This is a genomic window from Ornithinimicrobium cerasi (assembly GCF_003702705.1).
Taxonomy (GTDB): Bacteria; Actinomycetota; Actinomycetes; order Actinomycetales; family Dermatophilaceae; genus Ornithinicoccus; species Ornithinicoccus cerasi.
Window position 1 is genome coordinate 115,264 of the sequence record NZ_QZMN01000009.1, and the last position, 20,841, is coordinate 136,104.

18 protein-coding genes are annotated in these 20,841 nt (G+C 74.8%); 7 read left to right on the plus strand and 11 right to left on the minus strand.

Annotation, left to right across the window (positions count from 1 at the left end; translation table 11 throughout):
• Positions 1 to 34: 34 nt before the first annotated feature.
• From D4B81_RS11940 to D4B81_RS11970, 7 genes are all read right to left on the minus strand, one after another.
• Positions 35 to 844: an NADH-quinone oxidoreductase subunit C gene (locus D4B81_RS11940; protein WP_122262839.1), complete on the minus strand. Its 810-nt coding sequence runs from the start codon at positions 842 to 844 to the stop codon at positions 35 to 37.
• The gene (locus tag D4B81_RS11945) at positions 841 to 1,395 is read right to left on the minus strand and encodes a NuoB/complex I 20 kDa subunit family protein (protein ID WP_097188279.1); all 555 of its coding nucleotides are present in this window, start codon (positions 1,393 to 1,395) and stop codon (positions 841 to 843) included. The genes D4B81_RS11940 and D4B81_RS11945 overlap by 4 nt, the downstream gene beginning before the upstream one ends.
• Positions 1,396 to 1,464: 69 nt before the next feature.
• The gene (locus D4B81_RS11950; protein WP_097188361.1) at positions 1,465 to 1,830 is read right to left on the minus strand and encodes an NADH-quinone oxidoreductase subunit A; all 366 of its coding nucleotides are present in this window, start codon (positions 1,828 to 1,830) and stop codon (positions 1,465 to 1,467) included.
• A 94-nt stretch (positions 1,831 to 1,924) separates the two neighbouring features.
• A complete protein-coding gene (locus tag D4B81_RS11955) occupies positions 1,925 to 3,217 on the minus strand; it encodes a geranylgeranyl reductase family protein (protein WP_122262840.1) in 1,293 nt (430 codons plus the stop codon).
• Positions 3,218 to 3,382: 165 nt separating this feature from the next.
• Entirely contained in the window at positions 3,383 to 4,075 is a 693-nt protein-coding gene (locus D4B81_RS11960; RefSeq protein ID WP_122262841.1) for an exonuclease domain-containing protein, read from the minus strand.
• Positions 4,075 to 5,937, minus strand: a complete 1,863-nt coding sequence (locus D4B81_RS11965) for a putative nucleotidyltransferase substrate binding domain-containing protein (protein ID WP_122262842.1) — start codon at positions 5,935 to 5,937, stop codon at positions 4,075 to 4,077. Before D4B81_RS11965 ends, D4B81_RS11960 begins: the two co-directional genes overlap by 1 nt.
• 17 nt (positions 5,938 to 5,954) lie before the next feature.
• Positions 5,955 to 6,656, minus strand: a complete 702-nt coding sequence (locus D4B81_RS11970; protein ID WP_122262843.1) for a demethylmenaquinone methyltransferase — start codon at positions 6,654 to 6,656, stop codon at positions 5,955 to 5,957.
• 37 nt (positions 6,657 to 6,693) lie between these two features.
• Here D4B81_RS11970 and D4B81_RS11975 point away from each other — a divergent pair, with 37 nt between their 5' ends.
• From D4B81_RS11975 to D4B81_RS11985, 3 genes are all read left to right on the plus strand, one after another.
• Positions 6,694 to 8,001: an isochorismate synthase gene (locus D4B81_RS11975; RefSeq protein ID WP_122262844.1), complete on the plus strand. Its 1,308-nt coding sequence runs from the start codon at positions 6,694 to 6,696 to the stop codon at positions 7,999 to 8,001.
• A gap of 95 nt (positions 8,002 to 8,096) precedes the next feature.
• The gene (locus D4B81_RS11980; RefSeq protein ID WP_237565966.1) at positions 8,097 to 8,375 is read left to right on the plus strand and encodes a GNAT family N-acetyltransferase; all 279 of its coding nucleotides are present in this window, start codon (positions 8,097 to 8,099) and stop codon (positions 8,373 to 8,375) included.
• A gap of 32 nt (positions 8,376 to 8,407) precedes the next feature.
• A complete protein-coding gene (locus D4B81_RS11985; RefSeq protein ID WP_161965141.1) occupies positions 8,408 to 9,721 on the plus strand; it encodes a GNAT family N-acetyltransferase in 1,314 nt (437 codons plus the stop codon).
• A gap of 112 nt (positions 9,722 to 9,833) precedes the next feature.
• Here the strand turns inward: D4B81_RS11985 and menD are convergent, their stop codons facing one another.
• Entirely contained in the window at positions 9,834 to 11,540 is a 1,707-nt protein-coding gene (menD, locus tag D4B81_RS11990; protein WP_122262846.1) for a 2-succinyl-5-enolpyruvyl-6-hydroxy-3-cyclohexene-1-carboxylic-acid synthase, read from the minus strand.
• Positions 11,541 to 11,600: 60 nt separating this feature from the next.
• Between menD and D4B81_RS11995 the strand changes: the two genes are divergently transcribed.
• Both D4B81_RS11995 and D4B81_RS12000 read left to right on the plus strand, forming a co-directional pair.
• Positions 11,601 to 13,100, plus strand: coding sequence for a gluconokinase (locus D4B81_RS11995; RefSeq protein WP_122262847.1), 1,500 nt, complete (start codon positions 11,601 to 11,603; stop codon positions 13,098 to 13,100).
• A gap of 10 nt (positions 13,101 to 13,110) precedes the next feature.
• Positions 13,111 to 15,342, plus strand: coding sequence for a helicase-associated domain-containing protein (locus D4B81_RS12000; protein ID WP_122262848.1), 2,232 nt, complete (start codon positions 13,111 to 13,113; stop codon positions 15,340 to 15,342).
• Between the two features lie 24 nt (positions 15,343 to 15,366).
• Here the strand turns inward: D4B81_RS12000 and D4B81_RS12005 are convergent, their stop codons facing one another.
• From D4B81_RS12005 to D4B81_RS12015, 3 genes are all read right to left on the minus strand, one after another.
• The gene (locus D4B81_RS12005) at positions 15,367 to 15,768 is read right to left on the minus strand and encodes a DUF302 domain-containing protein (protein WP_122262849.1); all 402 of its coding nucleotides are present in this window, start codon (positions 15,766 to 15,768) and stop codon (positions 15,367 to 15,369) included.
• Positions 15,765 to 16,169: a thioredoxin gene (gene trxA / locus D4B81_RS12010; protein WP_122262850.1), complete on the minus strand. Its 405-nt coding sequence runs from the start codon at positions 16,167 to 16,169 to the stop codon at positions 15,765 to 15,767. Before trxA ends, D4B81_RS12005 begins: the two co-directional genes overlap by 4 nt.
• A 67-nt stretch (positions 16,170 to 16,236) precedes the next feature.
• Positions 16,237 to 18,213: a M13 family metallopeptidase gene (locus tag D4B81_RS12015; RefSeq protein WP_122262851.1), complete on the minus strand. Its 1,977-nt coding sequence runs from the start codon at positions 18,211 to 18,213 to the stop codon at positions 16,237 to 16,239.
• Positions 18,214 to 18,312: 99 nt separating this feature from the next.
• On the opposite strand from D4B81_RS12015, the gene D4B81_RS12020 reads away from it, so the two are divergent.
• Together D4B81_RS12020 and D4B81_RS12025 are read left to right on the plus strand one after the other, a co-directional pair.
• Positions 18,313 to 19,218 carry an ABC transporter ATP-binding protein gene (locus D4B81_RS12020; RefSeq protein WP_122262852.1) on the plus strand — a complete coding sequence of 302 codons (906 nt, stop codon included), beginning with the start codon at positions 18,313 to 18,315 and terminating at the stop codon, positions 19,216 to 19,218.
• The gene (locus D4B81_RS12025) at positions 19,215 to 20,813 is read left to right on the plus strand and encodes an ABC transporter permease (RefSeq protein ID WP_122262853.1); all 1,599 of its coding nucleotides are present in this window, start codon (positions 19,215 to 19,217) and stop codon (positions 20,811 to 20,813) included. Before D4B81_RS12020 ends, D4B81_RS12025 begins: the two co-directional genes overlap by 4 nt.
• The last annotated feature ends 28 nt before the right edge of the window (positions 20,814 to 20,841 follow it).

Consider the following 20,841-nt stretch of genomic DNA (forward strand, 5'->3'; position numbering starts at 1 on the left):
CCGACGTGGGTCCCGTCGGGCTGGCCGGTGGTGGTCACTTGTAGCTCCTCCGCTGGTCGGGTGCGGGGATGGTGGCGCCGTGGTACTCGACCGGCACGCCACCGAGAGGGTAGTCCTTGCGCTGCGGGTGCCCGGCCCAGTCGTCCGGCATGAGGATGCGGGTCAGGCCGCGGTGGCCCTCGAAGACGATGCCGAACATGTCGAACGTCTCCCGCTCGTGCCAGTCGTTGGCGGGGTAGATGTCGACGATGGTGGGGACGCGCGGGTCGTCCTCGGGGCAGCTGACGTCGAAGCGCACGCGCCGCATCCCGTGGGTGATCGAGGCGAAGTGGTAGACCGCGTGCAGCTCGGCGCCGGTCTGCTCGGGCCAGTGCACGCCGGAGACGCCCAGACCCAGCTCGAACCGCAGGCGGGCGTCGTCGCGGAGGACCTGCAGGAGCGCGCGCAGGTGCTCGCGGCGCACGACGAGCGTCAGCTCGCCGCGGTCCACCACCACCTGCTCGACGCCGGACTCGAAGGCCTCGGGGGCCGCGGCCTGGAGGGCGTCGACCACCTCGTCGAAGTAGGAGCCGTAGGGCCGCTCGGCGCCGCCGGGGAGCAGGACCGGGACGTCCAGACCGCCGTAGCCGCTGGTGTCGGTCCCGAGGGTCCCGCCGAACATGCCCTGCCGACGGGCCACGACCACCGGCTCCCCGGGGGTGCTCGGACGGACGGCGTCGCCGGCCTGCGCCGTCGTCGTGTCGACCACCTGCTCCTCGGTACGGGCAGGCTGGTGTTCGGCGTCGCGGGTCGTCGTCTGGGACGGCGGAGTCTTGTCAGGTGTCTCCGGGCCGGTGCTCGTCATGCCAGCAACCCCTTGTGCTCGTGGAGCGGAGCCGCTCCCAGGGCCGCGCGCTCGGCGGCGCGGGCGGCCTCCTCGCGGTTGACGCCGAAGCTGAACTCGCGGATCTGCCGCTGCAGCTCCAGGAGGGCGTTGAGCAGCATCTCCGGGCGCGGCGGACAGCCGGGCAGGTAGACGTCGACAGGCACGATGTGGTCCACGCCCTGCACGATCGCGTAGTTGTTGAACATCCCTCCCGAGCTGGCGCAGACGCCCATCGAGATGACCCACTTGGGGTTGGGCATCTGGTCGTAGACCTGCCGCACCACGGGCGCCATCTTCTGGGAGACCCGTCCCGCGACGATCATCAGGTCGGCCTGGCGCGGCGTGGCCGCGAAGCGCTCCATCCCGAAGCGCGCGATGTCGTAGTCGGGCGTGCCCACGGCCATCATCTCGATCGCGCAGCAGGCGAGCCCGAAGGTCGCCGGCCACACCGACTGCTGGCGCAGCTGCCCGGCCAGGCCCTCGACCGTGCTGAGCATGATGCCACCGGGAATCTTGTCCTCAAGACCCATCTGTCTCACCCATTCCTTCCGCCGGCCCGGGCACGCGCCCGACCGCCTGCCTCACGTCATACCCCTGCGTCATTCCCACTCCAGACCGCCCCGGCTCCACTCGTAGACGAAGGGCACCGAGACCACGACGAGGAAGAGCAGCATCGCCAGCACCGAGAAGAGGCCGACCTGGTCGAAGGCCACCGCGAAGGGGTAGAGGAAGAGCACCTCGACGTCGAAGACGATGAAGAGCATCGCGGTGAGGTAGTACTTCACCGGCACGCGCCCGCCCTCGTGCGCCTGGGGGGTCGGCTGGATCCCGCACTCGTACGCCTCCGCCTTGGCCCGGTTGTACTGGGCCCTGCCGAGGAGCCCGCCGCCGAAGACGGACCCGAACGCGAAGAGGAGTCCGAAGAGGAGGAAGAAGACGATGGGGAGATAGGGGTGGTAGTCCATCATCGGTGCCTGGACTCCTTTCGGGGCTGCCTCGGCGCCGGGCACGCCGAGGACAAGGTCGGACGCAGCGCAATCCTAGGGTGCTGGACTGCCATCATGCCGCAGGGGTCATCCTGCTGAGCGCATTGAGGACGCGGTCGTCGAGCCGTCCGTCGCGCTCCTGCGGCAGGTTGGCCATGATCTTCAGGAGGAGGCGCATCAGCGACTTCCGGGGCAGCCCGTAGCGCACCGCCAGCCGCATCACCTCGGGCTTGCCGATGAGCGTGGCGAACCCCTTGCCGAGCATGTAGTAGCCCCCCAGCGACTGCTTCATCACGGTCGTGTAGGACTGCAGCACCGCCTCGGTCTCCCCGGGCGTGGCGCGGGCCAGCGCGGAGGCGATGACCTCCGCGGCGTGCCGGCCGGCCTCCATGGCCTCGGCGATGCCCTCGCCGTTGAACGGGTTGACCATCCCGCCGGCGTCCCCGACGAGGAGCAGGCCGCGGTCGTAGAGGGGCTGCCGGTTGAAGCACATCGGCAGCGCCGCGCCACGGATCGGGGCGAGCTGGGTCTCCTCGGAGATCTCCCACTCCTCGGGCATCGTGGCGACCCAGCGGCGCATCACGTCGCGGTAGTCGAAGGTGCCGAACTCCTCGGCCGTGTCGAGGATGCCCAGGCCGACGTTGCAGGTGCCGTCGCCGAGCGGGAAGAGCCACCCGTAGCCGGGCATGAGCACGTCGGAGCCGTCGTCGCCCTTGGTCCACAGCTCCAGCCAGGACTCGATGTACTGGTCGTCGTGGCGGGGCGTGCGGTAGTAGGTGCGCACCGCGACGCCCATCGGACGGTCGTCGCGCTTGGGGCGGTCCATCGCCAGCGACAGCCGGCTGGAGTTGCCGTCGGCCGCCACGACCACGGGCGCGCGGTACTCGCGCGTCTCGCCGGTGGGGCGCCCGTCCGGGCCCATGACACGGGCGCTCACGCCGCAGATGTGCCCGCGACGGTCCAGGATCGGCGCCTGGACGCTGGTCAGCTCGTGCAGCCGCGCGCCGCGGGAGACGGCGTGGCGGGCGAGGATCTCGTCGAGGTCCATCCGGGTGCGGACGAGGCCGTAGGGGGGAAAGGTGGCGTTGCCGGGCCAGTCGAGCTCCAGGCGCATGCCCCCGCCGATGATGCGCAGGCCCTTGGTCCGGTGCCAGCCGTCCTCCTCGCGCGTCGGGACGCCGAGGCTGATCAGCTCCCGGACGGCGCGGGGGGTCAGACCGTCGCCGCAGATCTTGTCGCGGGGGAAGGACGTCTTCTCCAGGAGCACGACGTCGAGGCCGTGGGCCGCGAGATAGGCCGCGGTGCTCGACCCTCCGGGTCCGGCGCCGACGACGATCACCTGGGCGGTCTCGACCTGCGGATTCACGATCGTGCGTCCTCGCTTGTGCCGACGTTCACTAACTGCGCCAGTCTAGGCACGGGGTTCGGGCGACCCGGATGAGGGGTTCCTTGTCACGATTAGGTCAGGTCATCCTGACCCATTGCCGGGCCGAGGACGAGGGCAGTCCCGCCCGCTCCGGACCATGACTCATCACGCCAGGCCACGCTCGGCGACGTCGTCGAGGACCAGCGGCCTCCCCCGGCGGGACTCCAGCTCGGCGCACTGCGCGAGGAAGAGCTCGGCGCACGCGACGGCGTCGGTGGTGGCGCGGTGCGCGGCATACCGGGGCAGCCCGTGGCGGCGCCGGCAGGCGTCGAGGCGCAGCGTCCCCTGCGGCAGCTCGTGGTGCTGCGCCCGCATCAGCCGACGCTCCAGCTCCAGGGTGTCCACCACCTGGAAGGGCACGGACGCGCCGTAGACCTCCAGGCAGGAGGACGCGAGGAAGCTCGTCTCGACCTGGGCGAAGTGCGCGAGCAGCACCCGTCGGTAGCCGGGGCCGACGAACGCCCGCAGCACCTCGGGGAGCACCTGCGCCAGCGGCGGGGCGTCGGTGAGGACGTCGTCGGTCAGCCCGTGGACGACGGCCGAGCCGCCGACGTCGCCGCGCGGCCGCACCGCCAGGTGGCGCGTCCCGCCGAGGAGCACCTCGCCCGCGAGCACGGGCACCAGGCCGAACGAGAGCAGCTCGTCGCGTCGCGGGCGCAGGCCGGTCGTCTCGACGTCGAGCGCGAGGATCTCGACCTCGGACAGGAGGGTCGAGCGGGACGGTGGCGGGACGTCGGCGAGCTCGGCGAGCGGCCCGGGCGGCGGCGTGGGGTCGCGGCGCCAGGGCAGGCGCGGCATCAGCCCACCCGCGGGCCGCGCAGGAGCAGACCCTGCTGGGCAGCGCGCACGATCGCGAACGCGTCGCGCAGGTGGCGCCGCTCCAGGCCGCCGAGCCGCTCCGGCGCGAGGTGGTTGTCGGGGCGCTCGCCGCGGCGCAGCTGCTCCGCCTGGTGGTGCAGCCGCAGGTAGGACATCAGCTCGAGCGCGTCGGAGAGGTCGCGTGCGGTCTCTGCGGGGACCACCCCGGCGGCGCGGGCGGCGGCGAGCCGGGCGGTCGTCCCGAGCGCCGGTGAGCCCGCGCGGAGCGCGTGGACCCGCGCGACCTGCACGACCGCGGTGATCCCGCGCTTGACGTCGAGGGTGTCCCGGTGGGCCCCGGAGTCCTCGAGCACGAACCCGCGGAAGAACCCCAGCGGCGGGCGCATCCGGGCCGCCTGCGCGGCCAGGTAGGAGAGCAGGAGGTCCGAGCGGGCCGCCAGCGGGACGACGTCGGCACGCAGGTCCTCGACCAGCGAGGCGTCCCCGTAGAGGGCGCGCATGTCGTAGAAGATGGCGGCCCGGAGCACGGCGTCCGGCTCCGGCTCGTGCGACCAGCGGGCGAAGGTCGCGCGCCACCGGCCCACGGTCATCCGCCACCGCGGGTTGGTGGCCATCACCTCGCCCTCGCAGCGGGGCAGCCCGGCAGCCTCGAGCCCCTCGGTGACCCGGTCCGCGAGCCGCGCCCACCAGGGGTGCGCGGGGTCGGCCCCGTCGGCGAGGACCAGGGCGTGGTCCTGGTCGCCGCCCAGCCCCAGCTCCTCGCGGGCGGCCGAGCCCAGGACCACCCAGGCGAAGCCCCCCGGCGCCGGCCCGAGGTCCTGCTCCACCTCGGCCTGCGCCAGCTCGAGCAGCCGGGTGCCGACGGCGTCCAGGAGGGCGGTGGTCACCCGGCCGATGTCACCGGCGGTGGCGTCCTCGGCCACGAGCTGGGAGATCAGCGCCGGCACCTCGCGTGCGTGGCCGACGACCCCGGCGGCGTCGGGCTGGCGGGCCAGGTCGGCGACGAGGTAGACCGGGTTGGACCGCTCCAGACGGATGAGGTCGGTGGTGGTGACGAGGCCGAGGACCGAGCCGTCGACCTCGAGGACCGGCAGGTGGTGCAGGTTGCGCCCGGTCATCTCGAGCATCACCTCGAGCGCGAGCGCGTCCGCCCCCACGGTCACCGGCGCCGAGGTCATCACGTCGCGCACCGGCCGGGACGGGTCCGTCCCCGCGGCGAGCACGCGGCGCCGCAGGTCGCGGTCGGTCATGATGCCGGTGAGCCGCCCCTCCTCCATCACCAGCAGCGACGACACCCCGGCGTCGGTCATCACCTTCGCGGCGCTGCCGATGCTGACGTCGGGACCGACCGTCACCGGCGCCCGTCGGACGAGGTCGCGCACGGAGGTGCGCAGGACGGCCGACCCGCGCCGACCCTCGTGCAGCCGGGCGATCGCGGCCTTGATCCGCTCGTGGTGCGTCGCGGCGAAGTGGAGCGTCACCTCCGGGTGCGCCGCGCTCAGCTCGTCGAACGCCTCCTGCGGGAGGGTGATGAGGAGGGTGTCCTCCCGGGCGGTGACGGCATACCGGGTCGGGACGTGCTCGACGACCGCGGACATCCCGAAGCTGCCCCCCGCCCCGACCCGGTCGACGACCTGGCCCTCGTCGGTGATGTCGACCGCGCCCGACCGCACCACGAGGAGACGGTCGTTGCGCTCACCCGCGCGCAGGATCTCGGTCCCGCGGCGCGCGTAGCGCAGCGTGCACCGGCGGGGCAGGTCCTCCAGGACGGCGTCGGGCAGGACGTCGAAGGGCGCGTGCCCCGCGAGGAAGTCCCGCACCTCGGCGAGCTCGACGTCCATGCCCGACCTCCCCCGAACTAGTGGGCCTTGACGGCGTGGTGGATCGCCGCGATGCCACCGGTGAGGTTGCGCCAGCGGACCTGCGTCCAGCCCGCCGCGCGGACCGAGCGGCCGAGCTCCTCCTGCGCCGGCCACGCCTCGATCGACTCCGACAGGTAGACGTAGGCGTCCGGGTTGGAGCTGGTCCGGCGGGCGACCGCGGGCAGGACCTTGAGCACCCCCTTGCCGTAGACCTCCCGCAGACCCGGGACCACGGGCGTGGAGAACTCGCACACGACGAGGCGCCCCCCCGGGCGGGTCACCCGGAGGAACTCGCGCAGCGCCGCGTCGACGTCCTCGACGTTGCGCAGCCCGAAGCTCATGGTGACCACGTCGAAGGAGTCGTCGGCGAACGGCAGCCGCGTCGCGTCGGCCGCCGTGAAGGGCAGGTCGGGCCGACGCCGGTAGCCCTCGCGGAGCATCCCGATCGAGAAGTCGGCGGGGACGACCTCGACCCCGGCGTCGGCGTAGGGCTCGCTGGACGTGCCGGTGCCGGCCGCGATGTCGAGCACCCGCTCCCCCGGTGCTGCGCCGACGGCCTTCGTCACCGCGCGACGCCACAGGTGGTCGATGCCACCGGTCAGGACCGCGTTGGTGAGGTCGTAGCGCCGGGCGACGTCGTCGAACATCGCGGCGACCTCGCGCGGCTTCTTCTGCAGGCTGGCACGGGACGGGCTCATGCCGTCATCCTCGCACCACGACCTAGAGTGGGCGGCTATGTCCCCCGCCCCCCGGCTGCGCGTGCGCAGCGTCGCCGTGGACGTCACCGGCGACCTCCTCACCCGGATCCCCGACGAGGTGGACCCCCGCGAGGTGGTGACCTGGCTGCGCGAGGGTGACGGGCTGGTCGGGTGGGGCACGGTCGCGTCCGTGTCCACCAGCGGCGTCGACCGCTTCGAGGACGCCGAGCGCTGGTGGGAGGCCCTGCGCGACGCCGCCGCCGTCGAGGACGAGGTGCGTCTGCCGGGCAGCGGCCTGGTGGCCTTCGGGTCCTTCGCCTTCGCGGCCGGGTCCACCGACCCCAGCGTCCTGACCGTCCCCCGCGTGCTCATGGGGCGCCGCGACGGGCTGGCCTGGGTGACCCAGGTGGTCACCGAGGGCGAGCCGTGGCCGCCCGACCACCCGGCCGAGCTGCTGGGGCGCAGCAACCCGATGCTGGGCACCCTCGACCCCCTCGTCGAGACCGAGGGCTCGGTCCCGGCTGCCGCGTGGCCGGGTGTCATCTCCCGCGCCGTGGAGCGGATCGACGCCGGGGAGGTCGAGAAGGTGGTCCTGGCCCGCGACGTCGTCGTGCGCCACCGGGAGGGCCGGGTCGTGCGGCTCGCACCCGTCCTCGAGCGGCTCGAGAAGCGGTATGCCGCGACGTGGACGTTCGCCGTCGCCGGCCTCGTCGGCGCCACCCCCGAGATGCTGGTGCGGCTCCAGGCCGGTCGCGCCCGGTCCCGCGTGCTCGCCGGCACGATCCGGCGCAGCAACGGCATACCCCTGCCTCCCGAGCCCGCCCAGGGTCCCAACGACCCCCGGCTGCACCTGGTCACCAGCACCAAGGACCTCGACGAGCACGCCTTCGCCGTGCGCTCGGTCAGCGCGGCGCTGGCCCCCCACTGCAGCGAGCTGCACGTGCCTGAGGCGCCCTACGTGCTCGAGCTGCCGGACGTCTACCACCTGGCCAGCGACCTCACCGGCACGATGGCGAGCGGGGCGACCTCGCTGCGGCTCGCGGCCGCCCTGCACCCCACCGCCGCGGTGTGCGGCACACCGACGGAGGCCGCGGCTCGCGTCATCGGCGAGCTGGAGGGCATGGACCGCGGCCGCTACGCCGGGCCCGTCGGGTGGATGGACGGCTCCGGCGACGGCGACTGGGGCATCGCGCTGCGCTGCGGCGAGCTGTCGGCCGACCGGCGCAGCGTGCGGCTGTTCGCCGGTGGCGGCATCGTCGCCGCCAGCGACCCGGAGGCCGAGCTGGCCGAGACCGAGATGAAGCTCACCGCGATGCGGCACGCGCTGGGGCTCCTGGCTCCGTGACCCTCCACCGGCGAGGTGGACCTGCCACCGGGGAGGGTGCGCGCCGACTTCCTGCTCGCCGAGGTGGACGGGGAGGTCGTGGGGAGGGTGTCGGTGTGTCATCAGCTCACCGCGTTCCTCGCCGACGTGGGTGGGCACGACGGGGGTATGCCGTGGGACCGCGGTTCCGCCGGCGCGGCTACGCGACGGAGATGCTCCGTCAGTCGGTGGCCCGTCTGTCGGAGCTGGGCGTGCGCCGGGTGCTGGTCACCTGCGATGACGACAACCCGGCATCGGCGGCCGTCATCGAACGCTGCGGCGGGGTCCTCGAGGACGTGCGGCGCCGTCCCGGTCAGGCGCCGAAGCGGCGTTACTGGATCACCGAAAACGGGTAGCCCGCCCGGCGAGGGGTGGTCACACTGTGCGGGTGAGTGACGAGACGACGACGCAGCCCAGGATGATCGACCTGACGCCGGAGGACCTCGACCGGGTCCAGGAGCTGGCGGACGCGGTGTGGTTCGAGGTGCGGCCCGGGGGGACCTCTGCGGACCTGGCCGACGAGCTGGACTTCCGGCACGCGCGGGCGGCGGAGCGGGCCGGTGGGCCGCTGCCCGGGGAGGTGGCCGGGGACCGGCGGCCGCTGGTGGGGATGTACAGCGCCTTCGACATGACGGTCAGCGTGCCGGCGCCGGACGGCGGGCTGGTCAGCCTGCCCATGGACGGCCTGACCTGGGTGAGCGTGCACCCCGACGCGCGCCGCCAGGGCCTGCTGCGCCGGATGATGACCGACCACCTGCACCGCGTGCACGACCGCGGCGAGGCCGCCGTCGCCGGGCTCCACGCCTCAGAGCAGGGCATCTACGGGCGTTTCGGCTACGGCTGCGCGACGCTGGACGTCAAGCTGAGCCTGGGTCGCGGCGCCGAGCTGGTGGCGCCGCCGGCGGTGGGCGCGGCGGCCGACGAGGTCCGCACCCACGTCGTCACGGTCCCGACCGAGGCGGGTATGGCGGCCCTGCACGCGGCGCACGTGGCCTCCGTCCGGGCCACCCTGGGCACGGTCACCCGTCCTGACGCGAAGGCCTCGATGTGGTGGCGCGACTTTCCCAAGGCGCGCGGATCTAAGGAGCCGTGGCGGCTGCTGCTCGCGGAGCGGGACGGCGCCACGACCGGCTACGCCGTCTTCCGGCGGGAGAGCAAGTGGGAGGACGGCCGCCCGCAGGGCAAGGTCGAGGTCGCCGAGCTCGGCTCCGTGGACGACGGCTCGTTGCTCGCCGTGGTGCGGCGGCTCGTCGACATGGACCTCACCTCGACCGTCACGCTGTGGTCCCGCTCGATGGAGGACCCGGTGATGTGGTGGGCCGGTGGTCCGCGCGGCGTGGGCGTGCGCGCCTACGACTCCTTGTGGCTGCGGCTCGTGGACGTCCCCCGCGCGCTCGCGGAGCGTGGCTACGCCGCGCCGTGCGACGTCGTGGTCGAGGTCCTGGACGAGGTCTGCCCGTGGAACGCAGGACGCTGGCGGCTCACCGTCGACGCCTCGGGCCGCGGCACCTGTGTGGCGACCCAGGACGAGGCCGACCTCGTGACGCCGGTCGTGGTGCTCGGCGCGGCCTACGCCGGTGGTCGGTCGTTGGTCTCCCTGGCCCGGCACCACGCCGTGCAGGAACGCCGCGACGGGGCCCTGCGCGAGCTGTCGAGGGCGATGCGCGGGGACGACCAGCCGTTCGGCGCGATCGGGTTCTAGCTGACCGCCCCTTTCGACCGCTCCTCCTGGGGCCATGGCGCGAGATCGAGCGGTCGAAAAGGGGCGGTCGACAGCGGACCGTCGTGCGCGGGGCACGGAGAAGTGGCGGCCCTCAGCGCAGGCGGTCACGCAGGGGTCGGTGGCCGGCCCGGTCGAGGGGCACCTCCACCACGCGCAGACCCTCGTCCGGCTCCGCGAGAGCGTCCCGGAGGTCCTCGAGCGAGCTGACCCGCGCGTGACGGACGTGGTGCGCGGCGCAGAGGGCCGCCAGGTCGGTGCCGTGGGGCGTGCCGAAGAGCCGCTCCGTCCGGGCTGCCCCCTCGGGCGTGGCCGACCGGGCGGGCTCGCCGTACTCCAGCGTCGAGAAGATCCCCCCGCCGTCGTCGTTGACGACGACGACCGTCAGGTCGGGGCGCGGTTCGCCCGGGCCGATCAGCAGGCCGTTCGTGTCGTGGAGGAACGTCAGGTCGCCCATCAGCGCCACCGTCCTGCCCCCTCCCCCCGCCAGCGCGACGCCCACGGCGGTGGACACGGTGCCGTCGATGCCGGCGAGGCCCCGGTTGGACACCACCCGGCACCCCGGGACCGGGCGGCCGCCCAGCCCGATGGCGAGGTCGCGGGGACCGTTGGAGGAGCCGAGGACGAGGACGTCCTCCTCCGCGAGCGCGGCCGCGACGGTCACCGCGACCCCGGGCCCGGTCAGCGTCCCCGTCATCCCGGCGACCACCGACGCGGCGTCCCGGCCCGCGGCCCGCCACGCCGCCACCCAGCTGTCCGCCCCGGCCGCACGGTCGGGCGTCACGTCCAGCACCCGGGTCGGGTGCACGACGTGCACCACCGAGCCGGGGTCGGTCCACCACGGCGTCGCGGACACGTGCTCGACCCGGACACCCGGCCGCCGGGAGAGCGCGCCGAGCTCGCGGAAGAGGGTCAACCGCCCCACGGCGAGCACCCGGTCGGGTGCCAGGCCGGCCAGGTTGTCGGCACCGGCTGCCAGCCGGCCGGCGACCACGACGCCGTGCGGCACCACCGTCGCCCCTCCGGGGAGCACCCCGAACGGCTCGGCCAGGACCGGCCAGCCGGCCTCCGCGGCCCAGCCCAGCGCCCGCCTCGACAGGTCGTGGTCCCCCAGGTCGCCGAGGAGGACGACGGTGCGCTCCCCCGGCGCGACCCCGCCGCCACCGTCGGCATGGCCACCCCCCGGGTCGCGACCCAGCACCGTCCAGGGGCCGCCGTCCGCCCTCCCGGACGGCGCCGCGGCGAGGCTGCCCAGGTCCGGGGCGAGCGGGTCCCGGAAGGACACGTTGAGGTGCACCGGCCCGGCCGGCGAGGACGGCCGGCCCGTCGCGGAGGCGAGCGCGCGGCATACCAGGGAGCGCCAGTGCCCGTCGGTGACCGGGCCGGGAGCGGGCAGGTCCGCCTCCCAGCGCACCGCGGTGCCGAACAGACCCGGCTGCACCGTCGTCTGGTTGGCGCCGGTGCCCCGCAGCTCGGCGGGACGGTCGGCGGACATCACGACGAGCGGCACGCCGGCGTGGGAGGCCTCGAGCACCGCCGGGTGCAGGTTGGCCACGGCCGTCCCGCTCGTGGTGAGCACGGGGACGGGGCGACGGGAGGCGAGCGCCATCCCGAGGGCCAGGAAGCCCGCGGAGCGCTCGTCGACCCGCACGTGCAGCCGCAGCCGCCCCGCCCGGTCCGCCGCCTCGAGCGCGTAGGCCAGGGGCGCTGAGCGCGACCCCGGGGCCAGGACGGCCTCCCGGACCCCGCCCCTGACCAGCTCGTCGACGAGGACGGCGGCCAGCGCGGTCGAAGGGTGCACGCGCCCGATCCTCGCACGCGGGCCGGTACCCACGACGGGAGCCGTAGAGTGGTCAGCACTATGCCTTCCCACTTCGACATCGAGCTCAAGGATGCCGTCCCTCCCCTGGTCCTCGCTCTCGACGTGGGGTCCACGGCGAGCCGGGGCATGGTCTACGACGCCCAGGGCCGACCGGTGGGACGGCGGGCCAAGGTCGCCCACAGCTTCACCGTCGCCCCGGACGGCACCTCCGAGATCGACCCCGACCAGGTCGTCGAGGAGGTCAAGCAGATCATCGACACGCTGTCCGAGGCGCTCGGCGAGCACCGGGTGGCCGCGATCGCGCTCGACACCTTCGCCTCCTCCCTCGTCGCCGTCGACGACGGCGGCCACCCCCTCACCCCCTGCTTCACCTACGCCGACGGCCGCTGCGGCGAGCACGTCGTCGCCCTGCGGAAGGAGCTGAGCGAGGAGGCGCTGCAGCAGCGCACCGGCACCCGGGTGCACTCCAGCTACTGGCCGGCGCGGCTGCGCTGGCTGGCCGAGACGCGACCCGACGTGGCGGCGTCGACCGCGCACTACCTCTCCCTGGGCGACTACGTCCTCCTCTCCATCACCGGGACGCTCGCCACCGGCACGTCCACGGCGGCCTGGACCGGGATGGTCGACCGGCACACGGCCGAGTGGTATGCCGAGCTCGTCGAGATCGCGGGGATCCGGCTCGACCAGCTCCCGCCGATCCACCACCTCGACCAGCCGGTGCGCATCGAGCCCAAGCGCGCCGCCAAGCTGGCCAAGCGCTGGCCGGTGCTCGACGGGGCGCGGTGGTTCGCCCCGATCACCGACGGCCTGGCGGCCAACGTCGGCCTGGGGGCCTACGACGAGACGACGATCGGCGCCTCCTGCGCGACCTCCGGGGCGCTGCGGGTGCTGGTCACGGAGATGCCGGAGGAGCTCCCGGCCGGCCTGTGGTGCTACCGGGTCTCGCACGACCGCGCGCTCGTCGGCGGTGCGCTCAACGACGTGGGCAGGGCCCTGGCGTGGGCGGACGTCACCGTCGCGGTCGACCAGGTGGACCCGGACGACCTCTCCGCGGCACTCACCGCGGAGCCGCACGAGACGACCCCGCTGGTGCTGCCGTTCTTCACCGGCGAGCGGAGCACCGGCTGGGCCGCCGACGCGCGCGCGGTCGTCACCGGGATCGGGGCCGGGTCGGCGCCGGTCGAGGTCTACCGCGGGGTGATCGAGGGGATCGCCCTCTCCTACGCGCGGATCGCCTCCCAGCTGCGCGAGGTCGCCCCCCAGCCGGAGAAGCTCTACTGCGGCGGCAGCGTGACGACGAGCCGGCCGGAGCTGCTGCAGGTCATGGCCGACGCGATGCGCACCTCTGTGACCCCCGTACGGATGAAGCGCTCGACCCTGCACGGCACCGCGCTGCTGGCCCTGGAGACGGTCGCCCCGGACGTGCGCCGGGCCCGCCCGGACCGTGGTGCGGCGCTGACCCCCGACTACGCCCGCCGCCCCTACTACACCGAGCGGTTCCAGCGCTTCGAGCGGGTCTACGACGCGCTGTTCGGGTGAGGACCGGCAGGTGAGGTCGCTCGCCGACGACCTGAGGGGGCGCACCGACGCCGAGCTGACCGCCCTGCTGCAGGCCCGCCCGGACCTCGCCCGGCCGGCACCCGGCGACGTCACCTCGCTCACCGCGCGCGCGACCACCCGGGCGTCCATCCAGCGGGCGCTGGACGGGCTCGACCTGGCGCACCTGCAGGCCCTGGAGGCGGTGGTCGTCGCCGCGCCCGCGTCCGCCGGGGAGGTGGCGGGGCTGCTCGACTGCGACGTCGCCCGGGCGGAGGAGCTCACCGGACGCCTGCGGGAGCTGGCCCTGTGCTGGCGCTCGCCGGAGGGGCTGCGGCCCGCCCGGCCGGTGGCCGAGGTCGTCGGCGACCCCGCCGGGCTCGGGCCGCCCGGGGCCGACGTGCCGCAGGGGGCCGACCTGGAACAGGCTCTCGCCGCCCAGGACGCCCGTGCCCGCAGCCTGCTCGACGCGCTGACGTGGGGACCCCCCTTCGGCGCCCTGGGGCGCACCGGGCCGATGGCCGCCGCGGCCGCCGGGCTCGTCGACGCAGGGCTGCTCGTCCGGCTGGACGAGGACCACGTGCAGCTGCCCCGGCAGGTCGCGCTCGCGCTGCGCGGGGGCCGGCTGCACCGCCCCACCGCCACCGCGCCGCCGGAGGTGGAGCACAGCGTGCTCGACCCCGTCGTGGTCGACGCCGCCGCCGGAGGACGAGCCGCGGATCTCGTCGTGCTCGTCACCGAGCTGGTCGACCTGTGGGGCGCCCGCCCGCCCCGCGTGCTGCGGGCGGGCGGGGTCGCGGTGCGCGACCTGACCCGGCTCGCGGCGCACCTCGAGATCGACGCCGACCAGGCCGCCTGGCTCCTGGAGACGGCCCACGCCGCCGGGCTGCTCGGGGTGGACGACGGCGGGCGGACGACCGAGCCGTCCGCGACCTGGGTCCCCACCACGCTGGCCGACGAGTGGCTCGAGGACGAGCCGGGCGCCCGCTGGGCGGCGCTGGCGCAGGCCTGGTGGACGATGCCGGCGGCACCGAGCCTCGTCGGCGCGGGCCCGGGACCCGGGAGCGGCGCGGGCGGGCGGGTCAACGCCCTGTCCACGCACACGTCATACCCCCTCGCCCGGGTCCGGCGGCAGGACACGCTGCGGGCCATGGCCGCGCTCCCGCCCGGCACGGCCCCGACCGAGGACGGGCTCGAGGGGCTGCTGCGCTGGCGCCACCCGCTGCGCACCACCCGGCTGGGCGGTGAGCACGGCGGGACGGTGGTGGTGCTGCGCGAGGCCGAGTGGGCTGCGGTGACCGGACGCGGGGCCCTGGCCGGGCCGGGCCGCCGGCTGGTGACGGCCGGGACCGTCGAGGAGGCGGCCGGCCTCATGGAACCCCTCGTCCCTCCCGCCGTCGACCACGTGCTGCTGCAGGCCGACCTCACGGCGATCGCGCCCGGTCGCCTGGACGGCCCGGTCCGCACGCTCATGCACCTCGTGAGCGACGTCGAGTCACGCGGCGGGGCGACCGTGCACCGGTTCGGCGAGGCCAGCGTGCGTCGCGCGCTCGACGCCGGGTGGTCGGCCGACCGGGTCCTGGCCGACCTCGCCGCGGCCTCCCGCACCGGGGTCCCGCAGCCGCTCGACTACCTCGTGCGCGACGTCGCCCGCCGGCACGGCCAGGCGCGGGTGGGGTCCTGCGCGGCCTACCTGCGCTCCGACGACCCCGCGCTGCTGGACCGCGTCGAGCACGACCGCGCCCTCGGCCTGCTGCAGTGGCGCCGCGTCGCCCCGACGGTGCTGGTGTCCCCCGTGCCCGCGTCGACCGTGCTGGACGTCCTCCGGGACGAGCAGTACGGCCCGGTCGTCGAGGGCGGCGACGGCGGGCTGGAGCTGGGCGCGCCGCGGTGGCACCGGACCACCGCCCGGCCCGGCGCCCCGGTGCGGGTCAGCTCGGTCGACGAGGGCGTGGCCCGCCAGGTCGTGGCGCTGATGCGGCGCGGCGAGGGTGCGCGGGCGTCAGGGCTCGACGACGCCGGCGCGCACACCGACCCGTTGGTGGTCTCGGCCGTCCTGCGCGAGGCGGCCGCCACGGGTGAGGCGGTCTGGATCGGGTATGCCGACGAGGTGGGCGGGGTGGCCACCTACCTTCTCCGCCCGGAGTCGGTGGTCGGTGGCCGGATCAGCGCGACCGTGGGCGACGGGAACGCCCTCCGCACCTTCCTGCTGCACCGGGTGACGCGGGTGCGGACGGTCGAGTAGCGCGCGTCGGTCGAGGACGGACGGTCACGAGCCGGGGGCCGACGCCACGGCGTCGAGGGCGGCCCGGAGCCGGCCGGCCGCCTCGGCCGCCACCTCGGCGAAGGCCGCGCCCGCCAGCGTCTCCATGGCCGCCGGGTCGAAGGCCCCGACCATCGTCCTGCCGTCGCCGAGGTCGCGGACGGCGACGTTGCACGGCAGCACCGTGCCGATCGAGGGGTCGATCTGCAGGGCCCGGTGGGCCAGGGGCGGTCGGCAGGCCCCCAGGACGAGGTGGGCGGGGACCTCGACGCCGAGCTTCTCCCGCAGCGTGGCCGCCAGGTCGATCTCGGTGAGGATGCCGAAGCCCTGGTCCGCGATGGCGGCGCGGGTGGCCTCGACGGTGCTCGGGTGGTCGCGCGGGACGGTGACGCCGAACGTGTAGCTCATCGCGACACCTCCGCGCCCGCGCTCGGGCCGTCCTGCCCGAGGACCTGCTGCTCGGCCAGCCGCGTCCTGACGTCGTCCATGTCCAGCTCGCGCACCGCCGCGATGACCTGCTCCAGGGCCGGTCCGGGCAGCGCCCCGGCCTGCTCGTGGACGAGGATGCCGTCCCGGAAGGCCATGAGCGTGGGGATCGACATGATCTGGGCGGCGCCGGACAGCTCACGCTCGGCCTCGGTGTCGACCTTGCCGAAGACGACGTCGCCGTGCGTCTGGCTCGCGGCCTCGTAGACGGGGGCGAACATGCGGCAGGGACCGCACCAGGACGCCCACCAGTCCACCAGCACGATGTCGTTGTCGGACAGGGTCTGCTCGAAGTCGGCGGCGGTCAGCTCGACGGTGGCCATGGTTCTCCTCCTGAGGGTGGGACGAAGCTGTCGACAGGCGTCAACCGACATACCCCTAGGGGTATTCCTAGAAGACCCTTACCCGCTCCTCGGGGGCGAGCCACAGCCCGTCGCCCTCGCCCGTGCCGAACGCCTCGTGGAAGGCGTCGACGTTGCGGACCGTGTTGGCGCGCAGGTCGGCGGGCGCGTGCGGGTCGATCGCGAGCAGCCGCCGCGCCTCCTCCTCGCGGGCGACCGCGCGCCAGACCGCGGCCCAGCCCAGGAAGAACCGCTGCTCGCCGGTCCAGCCGTCGACCCGGGGAGCCGACCCGTCGGTCGCGATGCTGTAGGCCAGGTGCGCCAGCTCCAGCCCGCAGAGGTCGCCGATGTTCTCCCCGACCGTGAGCCCGCCGTTGACCGTGGCCTCGTCGCCCGGCACGTCGCGCGGCGACAGCGTGCCGAACTGCTCGACCAGGCGCTGGCTGCGCTCGTCGAAGCGGGCCCGGTCCTCCTCGGTCCACCAGTCGGTGAGCGAGCCGTCACCGGCGTAGCGGCTGCCCTGGTCGTCGAAACCGTGCCCGATCTCGTGGGCGATGACCGCGCCGATGCCGCCGTAGTTGACCGCGTCGTCCGCGTCGACGTCGAAGAACGGCGGCTGCAGGATCGCGGCCGGGAAGACGATCTCGTTGAGCATGGGGTGGTAGTAGGCGTTGACCGTCTGCGGCGTCATGAGCCACTCGTCCCGGTCGATCGGCCGGCCCAGCTTGGCCAGCTCGCGGTCGGTCTCGAACGCCGCCCCGCGCCGCACGTTGCCGACCAGGTCCTCCGGGTCCAGCCGGTATGCCGTGTAGTCCCGGAAGGTGGGCGGGTGCCCGATCTTGGGGCGGAACGCGGCCAGCTTCTCCAGCGCCCTCGCCCGCGTCTCCTCCCCCATCCACTCCAGCTCGCCGATGCGGCGACGGAAGGCCTCGGTGACGTTCGCGACGAGCTCGCTCATCCGCTGGTGGGCGGCCGGCGGGTAGTGGGCCTCGACGTAGAGCTGCCCGGCGGCCTCGCCGAGGAGCGACTCGACCAGGCCGACGCCCCGCTTCCACCGCTCCCGGTTGACCGGGATCCCCGACAGCGCCGTGCCGTGGAAGTCGAAGTGGGCGGCGACGAGGTCCTCGGTGAGGTAGGGCGCCAACCCGTCCAGCACCCGGACCGCGAGCCAGGCACGCCAGTCCGCCACCGGCACCTCGGTCAGCATCGCCCCCAGCTCCGTCAGCACGTCGGGCTGCCGGGCGACCACGTCGTCGAGGGCGCCCGCGGGGGCACCCAGCCCCTCGGCATACGCCTGCCAGTCCCAGCCGGGCGTGAGCGCCGCCAGCTCCTCGCGGGTCAGGCGGGTGTAGGAGCGCACGGCGTCCCGGGCCGCGACCCGGTCCCAGTGCGCGTCGGCGATGCGCTCCTCGAGGGCGTAGACCCGGGCCACCGGGTCGGTCCCGAGGTCCAGGCCCGCCCTCTCCAGGGCAGGTGCCCCCAGCCCGAGGAGCGTCGCCAGGTAGGTGCGGTAGGCGTCGCGCACGCCGGCATGCTCCTCCGCGGTGTAGTAGGCCTCGTCGGGCAGCCCGATCCCGGCCTGCTGCAGGTAGACGACGTAGTCCTCGGGGCTGCCCGCGTCGGCCGTGACGAACGGGCTGACCAGACCGGCCAGCCCCTCCCGCTGGAGGCGGCCGCCGACGCGCAGCACGTCCGAGGCGGAGGCGACGCCGGCGACCTCGCCCAGCGGCGCCACCAGCGGGTCGGTTCCGAGGGCGTCGACGCGCTCGGTGTCCATGAAGCTGGCGTAGAGCGCGCCGACCTTGCCCGCGGCCGTCCCCAGCTCGGGCTGCTGCTCGGCAGCCCGCTCGATGAGGTCCCGCACCGCGGCCTCCGCGCTCTCGCGGAGGATGTCGAAGGATCCGTAGCGGGATCGGTCCTCGGGGATGCGGGCGGTCGCCAGCCAGGTGCCGTTGACGTGGGCGAAGAGGTCGTCCTGGGGTCGGACGGTGGGGTCCATGTGGGCGCGGTCGATGCCGGAGTGCATGCCAGTCCTCGTGTGGGGTCGGGGCAGGGGGGTCGATGCCTGCCCTCCACCGTATGTCGTGCCCGCCCCGTCGTCCTTCGCCGGGCGTAGGCTGCACGCGTGGGCGTGATCGAGATCCGCGACCTGGTCAAGCGGTTCGGCTCCACCGTGGCCCTGGACGGCCTGGACCTGGAGGTCGAGGAGGGGGAGATCCACGGCTTCCTCGGGCCCAACGGCGCGGGGAAGTCGACCACCCTGCGGGTCCTCCTCGGGCTGCTGCGCGCCGACTCCGGCACCGCCCGGCTGCTCGGGGGCGACCCCTGGTCGGAGGCGGCCACCCTGCACCGGCGCCTCGCCTACGTCCCCGGAGACGTCTCGCTGTGGCCCGGCCTCACCGGCGGCGAGGTCATCGACCTGCTCGGCCGGCTCCGCGGCGGTCTGGACGAGCGCCGTCGCGCCGACCTCGTGGAGCGCTTCGACCTCGACCCCCGCCGGAAGGGGTCGACCTACTCCAAGGGCAACCGGCAGAAGGTCGCCCTCGTCGCCGCGCTCGCCTCGGACGTCGAGCTGCTCCTGCTCGACGAGCCCACGTCGGGGCTGGACCCCCTCATGGAGGCCGAGTTCCGGGAGGTGGTCGCCGCCGACCGCGACCGGGGCCGCACGGTGCTGCTCTCCAGCCACATCCTGTCCGAGGTCGAGCACCTCTGCGACCGGGTCTCGATCATCCGCTCCGGCGTCGTCGTGGAGAGCGGGACCCTCGCCCAGCTGCGCCACCTCACGCGGACCCAGCTGGACGCGGTGCTCGCGGTGCCGGTGCCGGCCGACCTCGCCGACGCGCCGGGCGTGCACGACACGGTCGTCGACGGCACGCGCCTGACCTGCCAGGTGGACGACGCCGCCCTGGGTGCCCTCCTCTCCCGGCTCGCCGCGCTGGGCGTCCGGTCGCTCACCTCCACGCCCCCGACGCTGGAGGAGCTGTTCCTGCGCCACTACGACCAGCGCGGCACGGCGGAGCCCCGGCCGTGACCGGTCTGGGCACCCTCGTCCGGCTGGCGCTGCGACGCAACCGCTGGTTCCTGCTGGCCTGGGTGCTCGGCCTGGCCGTGATCGCCCCGGCCACCGCGACGGCCTACGAGACCGTGGTGGGCGGTCTGGCGGGCGCGGGCGCCCTCGACGTCATGGCCGCCAACCCGACCATGCGCGCGATGCTCGGACCGCCCACGGACCTGGGCACCCCCGGCGGTTTCACGGTATGGCGCGTGGGCACCTTCATCGCCGCCGCCGCCGGCGTGATGGCCGTCCTGGGGGTCGTCCGGGTGACCCGCGCCGACGAGGAGGAGGGCCGCACCGAGCTGATCCGCTCGGGCGTCGTCGGTCGGCACGCCCCGCTCACGGCGGGCGTGCTGGTCGCGCTGCTGGGCTGCCTCGTCCTCGGCGCGCTCGTGTCCGCAGGCATGGCCGCGGTCGGCGAGCCGGTTACCGGCTCGCTCGCCTTCGGCCTCGGGGTCGCCCTGGTGTCCGCCGTGTTCGTGGGCGTCGGTGCCGTCGCCGCCCAGGTCACCTCCGCGGGCCGGGCCGCGCGCGGGCTCGGTCTCGCCGTCCTCCTCGCGGCCTACCTGCTGCGCGGGATCGCGGACGCCGGCCCCGAGGGCTCGGTGCGCCGGGACCTCGCCTGGGCCTCCCCGCTGCAGTGGATGGCGCTGGTCCGCCCCTACGCCGACGAGCGGTGGGCGGTGCTGCTCCTCCCCGCGGGGCTGACCGCGCTGCTCGTGGGCGGCGCCTTCGTCCTGGAGAGCCGTCGCGACCACGGCTCGGGGCTGTGGTCGGTGCGTCCGGGCCGGGACCGTGCCGCGGAGGGGCTGCTGTCGCCCTCCGGGTTGGCCTGGCGGCTGCAGCGGGGCACCGTGATCGGCTGGCTCGTGGGCCTGAGCGTCTTCGCGCTCGGGATGGGGTCGCTGTCCGGCAGCTTCGGCCAGATGCTGGAGGACCTGCCCCAGCTCGAGGCCGTCTTCCGCCGCCTGGGCCAGGGGGCCGAGCAGCTGGTGGACGCCTTCTTCGTGGCGATGCTCGGCATCGTCGCCGTGCTCGTGGGCATCGTCGGCGTCCAGCTGTGGCAGCGGCTGGCCACCGAGGAGCACCGCGGCCACGCCGAGCTGCTGCTCGCCGCGGCGGTGCCGCGGACCCGGCTGGCCCTGTCCCACCTCGTCCTCGCCGCGCTGGCCAGCACCGCCGTCCTCGCCGTCTTCGCCGCCCTCCTCGCGACCCCCGAGGCGCTGGACCGGGGGGACGCGGGCGTGATCCTGCAGACCGTCGGCGCCGCTCTCGCCCTCGCCCCCGGCGGGCTGCTCGTCCTCGGTCTCGCCGTCCTCCTCCACGGGCTGCTGCCGCGGCTGGCCTGGCTCGTCTGGGTGGTCGTCGGCTGGTCCCTGTTCATGGTCTGGGTCGGCTCGGTCCTCGGCCTGCCCGAGTGGCTGGCCCGCCTCACCCCCTGGCACGCCCTGCCCGCGCTCCCGGTGGAGGAGATGGGCTGGGCGCCGGTGCTGGTCACCACCGGGCTGGCGCTGGCCCTGATGGCCGCCGGGGTATGGGGTTACCGTCGCCGCGACCTGCGGCTGCCCTGAGCCCGTCGCGGGCCGGGAAGCCGTCCCT

What these genes read in the sequence shown, in the direction of transcription:
- D4B81_RS11975 (WP_122262844.1), top strand. Translation starts at nt 6,694, where the DNA reads ATGTCCCCCGCCCCCCGGCTGCGCGTGCGCAGCGTCGCCGTGGACGTC.
- D4B81_RS12005 (WP_122262849.1), bottom strand. Translation starts at nt 15,768, where the DNA reads ATGAGCTACACGTTCGGCGTCACCGTCCCGCGCGACCACCCGAGCACC.
- trxA (WP_122262850.1), bottom strand. Translation starts at nt 16,169, where the DNA reads ATGGCCACCGTCGAGCTGACCGCCGCCGACTTCGAGCAGACCCTGTCC.
- D4B81_RS11945 (WP_097188279.1), bottom strand. Translation starts at nt 1,395, where the DNA reads ATGGGTCTTGAGGACAAGATTCCCGGTGGCATCATGCTCAGCACGGTC.
- D4B81_RS11995 (WP_122262847.1), top strand. Translation starts at nt 11,601, where the DNA reads ATGCCTTCCCACTTCGACATCGAGCTCAAGGATGCCGTCCCTCCCCTG.
- D4B81_RS11950 (WP_097188361.1), bottom strand. Translation starts at nt 1,830, where the DNA reads ATGGACTACCACCCCTATCTCCCCATCGTCTTCTTCCTCCTCTTCGGA.
- D4B81_RS12015 (WP_122262851.1), bottom strand. Translation starts at nt 18,213, where the DNA reads ATGCACTCCGGCATCGACCGCGCCCACATGGACCCCACCGTCCGACCC.
- D4B81_RS11965 (WP_122262842.1), bottom strand. Translation starts at nt 5,937, where the DNA reads ATGGACGTCGAGCTCGCCGAGGTGCGGGACTTCCTCGCGGGGCACGCG.
- D4B81_RS11960 (WP_122262841.1), bottom strand. Translation starts at nt 4,075, where the DNA reads ATGCCGCGCCTGCCCTGGCGCCGCGACCCCACGCCGCCGCCCGGGCCG.
- D4B81_RS11940 (WP_122262839.1), bottom strand. Translation starts at nt 844, where the DNA reads ATGACGAGCACCGGCCCGGAGACACCTGACAAGACTCCGCCGTCCCAG.
- D4B81_RS11970 (WP_122262843.1), bottom strand. Translation starts at nt 6,656, where the DNA reads ATGAGCCCGTCCCGTGCCAGCCTGCAGAAGAAGCCGCGCGAGGTCGCC.